At 61.4% G+C, this 10926-nt stretch carries 6 protein-coding genes and 2 pseudogenes; 4 read left to right on the top strand and 4 right to left on the bottom strand.

Annotation, left to right across the window (positions count from 1 at the left end; all coding sequences use genetic code 11):
* Nucleotides 1-166: 166 nt before the first annotated feature.
* Nucleotides 167-1093 carry a DMT family transporter gene (locus P1S46_09365; protein MDF1536693.1) on the bottom strand — a complete coding sequence of 309 codons (927 nt, stop codon included), beginning with the start codon at nucleotides 1091-1093 and terminating at the stop codon, nucleotides 167-169.
* Nucleotides 1094-1667: 574 nt separating this feature from the next.
* Here P1S46_09365 and P1S46_09360 point away from each other — a divergent pair.
* Together P1S46_09360 and P1S46_09355 are read left to right on the top strand one after the other, a co-directional pair.
* A complete protein-coding gene (locus P1S46_09360) occupies nucleotides 1668-2564 on the top strand; it encodes a CHASE domain-containing protein (GenBank protein MDF1536692.1) in 897 nt (298 codons plus the stop codon).
* Complete coding sequence (locus tag P1S46_09355; protein MDF1536691.1) at nucleotides 2489-4711, top strand: PAS domain S-box protein; 2223 nt, start codon at nucleotides 2489-2491, stop codon at nucleotides 4709-4711. Before P1S46_09360 ends, P1S46_09355 begins: the two co-directional genes overlap by 76 nt.
* A gap of 104 nt (nucleotides 4712-4815) precedes the next feature.
* Here the strand turns inward: P1S46_09355 and dnaE are convergent, their stop codons facing one another.
* From dnaE to lexA, 3 genes are all read right to left on the bottom strand, one after another.
* The gene (dnaE, locus tag P1S46_09350) at nucleotides 4816-7857 is read right to left on the bottom strand and encodes a DNA polymerase III subunit alpha (protein MDF1536690.1); all 3042 of its coding nucleotides are present in this window, start codon (nucleotides 7855-7857) and stop codon (nucleotides 4816-4818) included.
* A 5-nt stretch (nucleotides 7858-7862) separates the two neighbouring features.
* Nucleotides 7863-9131 carry a DNA polymerase IV gene (locus P1S46_09345; protein MDF1536689.1) on the bottom strand — a complete coding sequence of 423 codons (1269 nt, stop codon included), beginning with the start codon at nucleotides 9129-9131 and terminating at the stop codon, nucleotides 7863-7865.
* 332 nt (nucleotides 9132-9463) lie between these two features.
* A complete protein-coding gene (gene lexA / locus P1S46_09340; protein MDF1536688.1) occupies nucleotides 9464-10063 on the bottom strand; it encodes a transcriptional repressor LexA in 600 nt (199 codons plus the stop codon).
* Nucleotides 10064-10351: 288 nt separating this feature from the next.
* Between lexA and P1S46_09335 the strand changes: the two are divergent.
* Nucleotides 10352-10465: pseudogene (locus P1S46_09335) on the top strand (dipeptide/oligopeptide/nickel ABC transporter ATP-binding protein).
* A gap of 85 nt (nucleotides 10466-10550) precedes the next feature.
* Nucleotides 10551-10667, top strand: a pseudogene (locus P1S46_09330) (hypothetical protein).
* Nucleotides 10668-10926: the final 259 nt, after the last annotated feature.

The following is a 10926-nucleotide window of genomic DNA, read 5'->3' as shown; positions in this document are numbered from 1 at the left end:
ACCGCCGTCTGAAGACGGCGGTATCAAGTGGCGCTTCAAGTCGAATTCATTCGACGCGCCACTTCAAGCCCTCGGCTGTAAGCCGAGGGCCTAGCTGCCTATTCCGCACAAGCGAACGACTCAGCAACGCCGCCGGAACGGAAAAGAACCTCGTGAATAATGCGGGCTAGGTCCTGTGCTCCGGGTGTTTGCCGGTCCGGCCATGGTTGCGGTAGGTCCAGAGCTGGGACAGGACCATGCCTGACAGCATCAGGGCGCACCCGGCAAGCTCCCTCAGGCCCATGGTCTCGGAGAGGATCAGCCACCCCCCGAAGATAGCAAAAGCCCCTTCCATGCTCAGGATGATGGATGCGTGGGCGGGGTGGGCGTCCCTCTGGGCCACGACCTGAAGGGTGTAGGCGATCCCCACGGAGAAAAGCCCTCCGTAAAGGATGGGCAGAGCCGCCATCCGGATGGCAGCCAGGGAGACGGGTTCGAGAACGAAAGCGGTAAGAAGGCTTGCCACGGAACATATGGCAAACTGGACGGAAGCGAGGAGAACGGGGTTCATGCGGGGCGAAAACCAGCTGATCCACAGGACGTGGGCTGCCCACATGAAGGCACTGAGCAGGACGAGAAGATCCCCCCTTTCGATAGTCAGTTTGCTTGTGACGCTCAGGAAGTATAGGCCGGCGGTGGCAAGGATGGCCCCGATCCAGGTCCCTGCAGAGGCCCGGTGTCCCCACCGAAGCCCCACGATGGGAACGAGGATGACGTAAAGGCCGGTGATGAAGCCGGCCTTGCCGGCCGTGGTGTAAACGATGCCCATCTGCTGGAGGGAGGCTCCGGCGAAAAGGATGAGCCCGGCGATGCCCGAACCCAGGAGCATACCTCTGGGGCTGACCGGCTCCGGAAGGATACCGTTGCCTGTCCCGCTGCCGATGCCGATAAGGATGAGGGGGACAAGGGAGAGGCTGCCAAGGGCGAACCGGATACCGTTGAAAAGGTACGGTCCGATGTGCTCCATCCCCGCCCGCTGAGCCACGAAAGCGAAGCCCCAGATGGCCGCGGTGAACAGGAGCAGGCTGTCGGCTTTAAGCGTTCCTTGCTTCATGGGTGGGCTCGGTTTCCAATGGGCAGGAGGCCGGTGAATCGTGAAGCGTGGATCAAGGTGAGGTCCAGGAAACAGCTTTTACTATTTATGTCCGGAAGGGGCAAACGAATTTCGTGATAGCATAAGGTTGATATTCCGTGGTCAATCGCCTTGTCTCTCCAGGCGTCTGTCGGAGAACCCCACACAGACTCCGGGTAATCGTTTGCAGGGAAATGCTATCTCCATAGTCATGAAAACCGAGGGAAATCCAAGCTGTTGAAACTTTTTTAACAAGCCGAATCAAACCACACTTTTGGCGTGATGTGCAGGTTTCCCGACACGGTGCGAGAATGTGTGGTAAATGTATCCGTATATGAAATGTCGGCGAACATGCCTTGTCGTAAATGTCGGATCAATGCCTGACCTTCGATTTGCCGGGAGGATTTCATAATAATGGAACGGCCAGTAAATGTTGACCCTTTAAAGGGTTTCTTCATACCGGTCCTCATCCTGGCCGCTCTCCTCACCGTTGTGTTCGCCGTGAGGGTCCAGATGTTGAGGGAACAGGGGAAAGAGCGCGCGGGTCGAGGTGGAAGTGACGGCCGAAAAGGCCCGCCGGCGTGTGGAGAGCTTTTTCAACGCCCGTGTCGTTCCCCTTAAATTTATCTCCGACAGGATGCGGGAGGAAATGTCGGAAAGAGGTTTCGAGGAGATCGCCGGGAAGTTTATCGAGCAGTATGGCGGCTACCAGGCGGTGAACTGGATCGACCCATCGTGGACGATCCGGCTCTCCGTCCCTGCCGCGGTAAATGAGGGGGCCCTGAACCAGGACCTGCACCAGCATCCCGATCCCACCGTCCCTCCCGCGATCGCCCGGGCGGAGAGGGACCATGTTCTCACGGCCACCGCCGCGATTGACCTCCTCCAGGGAGGGATGGGCATCGCCCTTTACCTGCCTGTCCTCGACCGGGACGGGGCGCTGGCCGGCTTCGTGAACGGCGTTTTCCGCGTGGACGCGCTGATGCAGGACAGCCTCCCGGAAGCCGGCCTTCGGGAACGGTTCGACTTCGCCCTGACGGACACGCGGGGCCGGGAAGCCTACTATCACGGAGACGGCTCATTCCCGGCGCTGCGGAAAGACCCGGTCACCGTGCCGCTCACGGTCATCGACGACACGTGGGTCTTTACCATGGCCCACTCACCGCGCCTTGAGGGAGTGGAACACGATTCCTGGGCGGACGCGCTTACGCTCTTCGGAATTATCCTGTCCCTGGTGGTCGCTTTCGCTTTCAGGGCCATCCTGGTCAGAGAGCAAAAGCTCCGTCTGAGCGGGGAGAGGTTCCGCTCCATCACCGACGATGTCATGGACAACCTCCAGGCCGGGATCCTCATCACCGATGCCCGGCGACGGGTGGTGTGGATCAACAGTTCCATCAAGCGTTATCTGGGTATCACCAGGAAGGAGATGATGGCCGGGACCAGCTGGACCTGATCAGGACCAGGCTCAAGGATGTCTTCGCCGATCCCGATACCTTTGAGAGGAAGCTGCTGGCCGCCTACGAGGACAATACCTACACGGAGCATTTCGAGTGCCATGTCCTCCCCGCGGAGGGGCGCAAGGAAAGGTGGCTCGAGCATCGGAGTCAGCCCATCATTTCCGGGCTTTACGCCGGCGGGCGCGTCGAGCATTATTACGGGATCACCTCCCGAAGGAAGGCGGAGGCCGCCAGGGCCGAAAGCCAGGAGAAGCTGCGGGCCATCTTTGACAACGCCGCCGACGGGATCCTTCTGGCCGACGTTGAGACCGGGTCTTTCGTCGAGTGTAACGACGAGATTTGCCGGATGCTGGGCTACTCCCGCTCCGAAATGCTGACCCTTTCCGTCGGCGACATCCATCCGCCGGAAGATCTGGAATGGGTGAGGGATGTGTTCCGGAGACAGTTCGCGAGGGAGATGAAAACGGCCAATGACATCCCGGTCCTGAGAAAGGACGGGTCCGTCTTTTTCGCGGGCGTCAGTTCAGGGCCGGTGACTCTGGACGGCAAAGGTTACCTTGTCGGGCTGTTCCATGACGCCACCGTGCGAAAACAGGCCGAAGAGGACCTGCGAAGGTCCGAAAAGAACTGGGAGGCCATCTTCCAGAGCATCGGCCATCCCACGATCGTCCTCAGCCCTTCGATGACGGTCATGGAAGCCAACAATGCCACTGTTCAAGCCACGGGGCTGCCCCTCGATGAACTGAGAGGGAAGAGGTGCTGGGAGATCTTTCACGGTCCCCAAACAGGCTCACCGCCCTCGTGCTGTCCCTTCGCGGGGGTCCTCCAGTCCGGGGAGGTGGAGGTCAGGGAGATGGAGGTTGAGATGCTCGGCGGTTGGTATCTTGTGTCCTGCACTCCCATTTTCAGCGAGGATGGAGAGCTGGCGAAGGTGATCCACATCGCCACGGACATCACGGCCCGACGAACCATCGCGGAGCAGTTGCGCCAATCCCAGAAGATGGAGGCGGTGGGTGTGCTGGCCGGCGGGATCGCCCACGATTTCAACAATATCCTTCAAGCCGTGCGCGGTTACGCGGAGATAGCGATAATGGGTGCCGACCCTCATGCAGGTACAGTAAAGCACCTTAACGGCATCCTCGCTGCCGTGGAGCATGGGGCCAGGATCACCGGCCAGATGCTTGCCTTCAGCAGAAAGCAGGTCTTCGAGCTCAAGATCCTCGACATGAACGAGGTGGTGAGGGGCCTCACCGATTTCCTGCGCCGGATCATCGGCGGGGATATCACCTTGAGTACGGAATACGAGGAGGGGCCGCTTCTGGTAGAGGCCGATTCCAGTCAGATCCAGCAGGTCCTGATGAACCTCGCGGTCAACGCCCGCGAGGCGATGCCTGGGGGCGGCCAACTGTTCATTGAAACTTCCGGCGTCCTCGTCGGGGAGGAGATTGCCGGCGAGTGGGAGCAGGTTGCGCCCGGTCCTTACGCTATGTTCTCCGTTGTCGATACGGGTTGCGGGATCGAGGATGAACACAAAGACCACATCTTCGAGCCCTTCTACACCACAAAGGGCCGCGAAAAGGGCACGGGCCTGGGACTTTCCACCGTCTTCGGCATCATCAGTCAGCACGGGGGATTTATACGATTCTCATCCGAACCCGGTGAGGGAACCGCTTTCAGGGTCTATCTGCCGATAGCTGAACAGGGAGAGAAATCCGCCAAGGTCCCCGATGCGGCCATGCCTCCCGTGCGGGGTGCCGGCCAGGTTGTCCTGGTGGTTGAAGACGAAGAGATGGTCCGTGAGTTGACAGAGGCCATGCTCCATTCCCTGGGCTACCGGGTCATCACAGCCGCCACGCCGGGGGAATGCATCGATCTCGTCTCAGGTTACGACGGGCCGATCCACCTGCTGCTGAGTGATGTCGTCATGCCCGGGATGAACGGCCCACAGCTCTACAAGACCCTGAGGAAGATGCGCCCCGATATCCCGGCCCTGTTCATGTCGGGTTACCCCGATATCCCCGAGTCGTTCGAACGGCCGGATGGCGACGCCCGGAACTTTCTCCAGAAACCGTTCACCATCGAAATGCTGGCCGCCGCTGTCGGCGCTCTTCTCGGTGGGGCGGAGAGCCCCGGTGAATTGTGAATGGTGAAAAGTGAAACGTGAACGATGGGATGGGCAGATTCAAAACCCTGAACCCTTAACTCTCAACTCTCAACTCTCAACTCTTAACTCTCAACTCTGCGACTCTAGACTCTGAACTCTAAACACTCTGGCCGTTTTCGGCCAATCCCCCCCATCCATTGTACGTTCAGCGTCGCCACGCCGAACTCCTCCTTCACCGTTCCCCGGAGCAGGTAAGGCCGGTGCCGGGTAAGCGTCCTGCAGTAACGGGCGTAGGCCTTTGGAAAGAAGGTGGTCTCGAAGGTGGCCGTGGTGTCCTCGAAGGTGACGAACTCCATGGGTTTGCCATGCTTCGTGCTCACCGGCTTTCCGGTGACCCACCAGCCCGCCATGGTGACTGTCCGGCCGACGTGTCCGCCGATCCGGCTTGCCGGCACTGTTTTTATCCGGGCCAGGGTGTCCCGGTAGAGGGTGAGTGGGTGGCGGGAGGCCAGCATGCCCAGGGTGTCGATCTCCTGGTTCAAAACCGTTTTTTCGTCATAGGGCAGGGCCTCGGGAAGGTTTGCCGGTTCATCATCGAAAAGGGAAAGGGTCCCGGGCGTCGATTTCCTGTGACCAGCGGCCAGCAATTCCCAGTGCAGCCGTGAACGTTTCCCGGTCCCTTCCACCGAGTCGAAACACCCGGCCCGTATGAGGAGCCGCAGATCTGAAGGGTCCAGGCTGACCCTTCTCGCGAGGTCGGTGAACCCTGAGTAGACTCCTCCCTTCTCCCTTTCCCGCAGCAGGGCCTCGGCCCCCTTGCGGGAAAGACCGTGAATCTGGATCAAACCGACCCGGAGTTCACGGCCTTTCCCGGTGTAATGCCAGGCGCTGGTGTTGATGTCGGGGGGCAGGATCCCGATCCCCAGGCGCCTTGCCTCGGACATGTAGGCGAAGGCCGAGTAGAACCCGCCCTGGTTGGAGATGACGGAAGCCATGAACTCGGCGGGGTAGTTGGCCTTGAGCCACGCCGCTTTGCAGCTGACCAGGGCGTAGGAGGCCGAATGGGGCTTGCAGAAGGAGTAACCGGAAAAGGAGAGGATCTGCTCCCAGCAAAGAGACGACGTCTCTTTGCTGATATTGTGCTTCGCACAACCTTCCATGAACAGGGCTTTGTAATCCCCCAGTTTTTTGCCGTGGCTCTTTTTCGTCACGATCTTCCTCAGCTGGTCCCCCTCGAAAGCCGAGAACCCGGCCAGGGCCATGGCCATGCGGGTGATCTGCTCCTGGTAGACGGCGATGCCGTAGGTTTCATCCAGGACGTCGTCGAGGAGAGGGTGCAGTGACTTCCAGTGCTTGCCCCTCATGCGGGCGACGAACTCCAGTATCCACGAGTTGGCGGCCGGCCGGATGATGGAGGATGCCATGACAAGATGCTCGAACAGGTCGCACGCGAGGGTCCGGGGGCCAGGAGCCGGACCCCACATGCGGGCCAGCAGCTGCCGGGTGGCGGGAGACTCGATGTAAAAACAGCCCATGGTCCGCCCCTCCCGGATAAGGCGGCAGGTCCTCTCGTCGTCGAGGGGCTGCCAGGCGGCGTAGTCGATCTCGATCCCGGTATTGGCCTTGATGGCCGCCAGGGCGTCCCGGATAACGGCCAGGGAGCGGTTCCCCAGGATGTCGATCTTCACGAGGCCGGCGGCTTCGGCCTGGTCCTTTTCCCACTGGATCACCGGCAGCCCCTTGGCCGAGACCTGGACAGGGACGTGACGGCGGATCTCGTCGGGGACCACCACCAGCCCGCCGCAGTGGAGGGAAAGGCGCCGCAGCTGTCCGTCAAGTTTCGACGCGACGGCAATGATCTCGCGCCACCGGCCGTCGAGGGTCTCACCCCGGAACAGGGGGTGGTTGTGGACCCGGTCACCCGCCTTCGAGGGCCGGCCGAAGCCCGACAAGCGGCGGGTAATGGTCCTGATCTCGGCCGCCGGGACACCGAAAACCTTGGCCACTTCACGGACAGCGGCCCTGGCCCGGAAACCAACCTGGTTGGCCACCATGGCGGTTCTCCGTGACCCGTACCTGGCGAAGGCGTAATCGAGGATCCCGTCACGCTCATCCCAGGGAAAATCCACGTCGATGTCGGGAGGGTCGATCCGCCCTTCATGGAGGAACCGTTCGAAGAACAGGTTGTGGCGGATGGGATCCACGTGGGTGATGCCGAGGCAGTAGGCCACCAGGGAGGCGGCGGCGCTTCCCCGGCCGCAGGTGCCCGGCGAGCGGTTGGCCAGTTCCTCAACCACCAGGAAATAGTGGGCGAACCCCTTGTCGCGGATAAGGCCAAGCTCCCGGTGGAGGCGCCCTTCTATCTCGGGAGAGATGGTTCCGAAACGCCGCGCCGCGCCCGAACGGGCGCGCTCTGAGAGGGTTTTGAAAGCCTCCCCGTCGGTCATCCGGTCGAAGGATGGAAAAATGAAACCGCTTCGGCCCCAGTCGGTGCGGCAGCCATTGGCCAGCCGGAGCGTGTTTTCCATCGCCTCCGGGCAGTGGGGGTAATGGTCTGTGACCCTTTCGAAGGGCATGAGAAGGTCGGCTTCGGAGGCTGTCTCGGCTGGTGTCAGGCGGGACAGCCGGGTGTTTAAGGCGATGGCCCGGAGCACCCGGTGCAGGTAATGGTCCCCGGGCTGGAGGAGCAGGGCCCGGGTGGTGGCTGCCGGGGGGATGCCGTGGTCCCTGGCCAGAGCCAGGGCGTCGTGCATGCGGTGCCCCGGTGAAAGCTCCACGTAAAGATCGCAAAACCCCTTTCGCTTCAGGGGGAGCAGGACCCCGGGATCGTCGGTGATGACGCTCAGTCCCTCGCAGCCGGCCGCGAGGGCCGCCGGAAGGTCGAACCGCTCCCGGCAGTGAAGGTCCGAAAGGAGGCGGCACAGGTTCTCATAGCCTCCCTGGTCGCGGGCGAGGAGAACGGCCCGGTGGCGACCGGCCACGGCCTCGGCACCGATGATCGGCTCGATGCCCGCCTCGGCGGCGCAGGCCAGGAAACGGGGGATGCCGTACAGTCCGTTGCGGTCCGTAAGGGCCATCCGTCGGATCCCCATCTTCCGGGCCGCGGCACACAGCTTCTCCGGGTCGTGGATCCCCCATGCCGGGGAATGGGAGGAATGGACGTGGAGGGGGACGAAATCGGCCATGAGGATCAGGGCCGATTCCAGGTCTTGAGTTTCGGGTTTTGGGTTTTGGGTTTAAACCTCTGCACTCTGCACTCTGCACCCTGCACTTGGACAGCCGTCCTTCCCCACCCGACAGCACTCATCCCGAATCTGTTCCGCACCGCATCCAGGGCAGCCTGGACCGATTCACTCTGTGATTTTGGACGGCTGCCTTGTTCGAACATCTCTATCTGCCGTCGAGGCTCCGTAATCTTTTCGCACAGAAGGCGCATGCTCCTGACCCGGACCCGGCGCTCACAGGCGCGGTCGTAGAGGCGCCGGGCGTTCTCGAAGAGCGCCCTGTCGCCGGAGGCCGCGGGGGTGACGTCTCCGCTCCTCGTGCCTGATACGCCGTCGGCGTAGTGAACGGTGAGCGTTAACTTCGCCGCCTTCTTCGATCTCCGGCGCAGACGCATTCCGCACTCCTCGGCAAGGCGGTAAAGTTCGGCGAGCAGGACGGTGTCGTCGTTTTCCTCCCGCTCCAGCCGGCACTCGGCCGCCAGTTCAGGTGTCCGGCGCGGCGTAAGGACAGGCGAAGGGTCGACCCCCTTCGCCCTCTGGTGAAGAAGGGGGGCGAAGGGACCGAAGGGCAGCAGGAGCTGGGGCAGGGTAAGGGCCGCGATCTGGCCCACCAGGCGCAGGTTGAGATCCGTAAGCAGGGTCTGCTCACGGGTGTGCCCCACGCCGGGGAGGACGATCGCCGGCAGGGGGGCGATGAAGCCCGCTTCGCCCCCTTTGAAGACGTCGCAGATGCCCGGTTTGTCCAGGCACTCAGCCGCGATCTTCGACACCAGCTTGTTGCCGGCCACGCCCACCGCGCCGGTGAGACGAAGCCGTCTTTCAAGATCACGCTCGAGGCGCAAGGCGGCGTCGCGTCCCGTTCCGAAGAGACGCGTGGAGCCGGTGAAGTCCAGGTAGATGCGCCCGGCGGCGGCGGGTTCCCAGACAGGGGTGTATTCCCGTGTCAGCCGGATGAGGGCCCTGATCCCCCCGGACAGGCGATGGGGGTCAGGGGGGAGGATGACGAGGGAGGGACACAGGCGCCGGGCCCGGAAAAGGGGCATCCCCTCGTGGATCCCCTCGGAACGGGCCTCGCCGGACAGATGCTGAACGGGGGCGCGCTCCGAGTGCCCCGGCGCCACGACCACGGCCCGGCTTCTGAGGGAGGGGTTGGAGGCGCGGGCCAGGGTGATGGGGAAGGAGGGGATGTATATGTGCAAGATCTCTCTATCCACGGTGATTAATGCGGTTTCCAATAAGGGATCATCTACTGCGTTATCGCCCCTCGGAAATCCTCGACGTATGTCATCATATACGCCTCCGGTGTTCCTCGGGGCTCTGGCCTTGTATCTAACCCCTTCTTGGAAACCTAAGAGATTATGATGGTGAGCGATGGAGGGACAACTGTATCGCCGATGGCTGGATTGTCGGGGTTCGGTGATACTCGATCGCCTGTGGCGGAATCTCTATCTTCCTCATCCCTCTGGCCTTGTATCTGACGCACCCTTGAAAGCCTCAAAATAGACCATAATTGTATCGCTTTTCCTTTACTCTGCCCTTTGCACACTGGACTCGTTGGAGTCCTATGTCACTTCAAGTGACGGATGACTCCAACGACCACACCCTCGATCCTGAACGTCTCGTCGTCCTGGACGATGATCGGCTCCATGGCCGAATTGGCAGGATGCAGCTCGATGCGGCCCCCCTTCCGGTGGAACCTCTTCACCGTGGCCTCGTTGCCCATGATGGCAACGACGGTCTGCCCTCTCTCGGCATACTCCTGCTTGCGGACGACGACGTAGTCCCCGTCCAGGATCCCGTCCTCGATCATGGACTGCCCCTCTACCCGCAGGACGAAGTTGCCCTCGCGAGCCATGGTGGGCGGCACGGCGATGGTGTCACGGGTCTCGATGGCCTCGATGGGCTTTCCGGCCGAGACGATCCCGGCAAGGGGAAGCTGGTAGCCGTACCCTTCGGGAAGACGGACCCGGATACCCCTCCGGGCGTTCCAGCTCTTCTCGACGAGGCCCTCCCGCTCGAGGCGGGTCAGGTAGTTCTGGACTGTGCCCAGCGATTTGTAACCCAGGGCGTTGGCGATCTCCTGCTGGGAGGGAGCGTAGCCCTCCCGCTCGGTGTGCTCGATGACGAAGTCGAGGAACCGTTTCTGCTTGGGGGTTATGGGTGTCATGAAAAACCTCCGAATAGAATTCAGAATTCAGGAGTCAGTAGAAAACCTTCGGCCGTGCCACCGGATCCGGAAGGATTATTCTTGATTCTGGCTCCTGGATCCTGAATTCTGGCTTGAAGTATATGCGTAAGTTTTGCGTAAGTCAATGCTGTTTTCCGTCAAAAACGAAAAACAGCATGAGGGGAGAAGCCGGGAACTATATGGAGGTGAATAGAAGGAGCGGGCGCGTTCTTCGGGAACAGGTCCTGGTTTTCCGTGGTGGAGCACATCGCGGACAGGGTGGCGGTCATGTACCTGGGGCAGGTGGTGGAGCTGGCGGATAAAAAGACGCTTTACAACACCCCCCTGCACCCCTGCACCCAGGCTCTCATGGGCGCCGCGCCTGGTCCTGATCCCCACCGAACCGCGAAAAACACGATCCTGAAGGGGGACGTTCCCAGCCCCATCAAGCCGCCCCCCGGGGTGCCGGTTCCACAACCGCTGCCCCTACGCCGAGGAGGTGTGCACGGAGCATCAGCCGGAGCTGAAAAAGATGGCAGAAGGGAATGTAGTGGCGTGTTACTTCGCCGGACAGCGCCCATCTTTATATGTCCCTGTGGGCTGAGTCCGGCGAAGAGCAATTTTCTGAAAATTGATGGACTCGCAAAAAGTCCATCAACGCACCCCGCGCGGGGTGCCAAAATCAATGACCCGCAAATGACTAGCCGCGCCTGGGAAGGGTGCCCGGATCGATGACCCGTTGCGTCCGGGAAGGACGCCCGGATCGATGGCCGGAAATAATGTCATCGATCCGTGAGGAAAGGAAAAACCCCGCTTTTTCCTTTCCGTTGAGCCAAAGTCTCGCACAGACTTTGGTGATTATC

Source organism: bacterium (genome assembly GCA_029210545.1).
Lineage (GTDB): Bacteria > BMS3Abin14 > BMS3Abin14 > BMS3Abin14 > BMS3Abin14 > JARGFV01.
The sequence above is the reverse complement of the archived record's forward strand: the minus strand, read 5'-3'. Positions and strand labels throughout refer to the sequence as shown.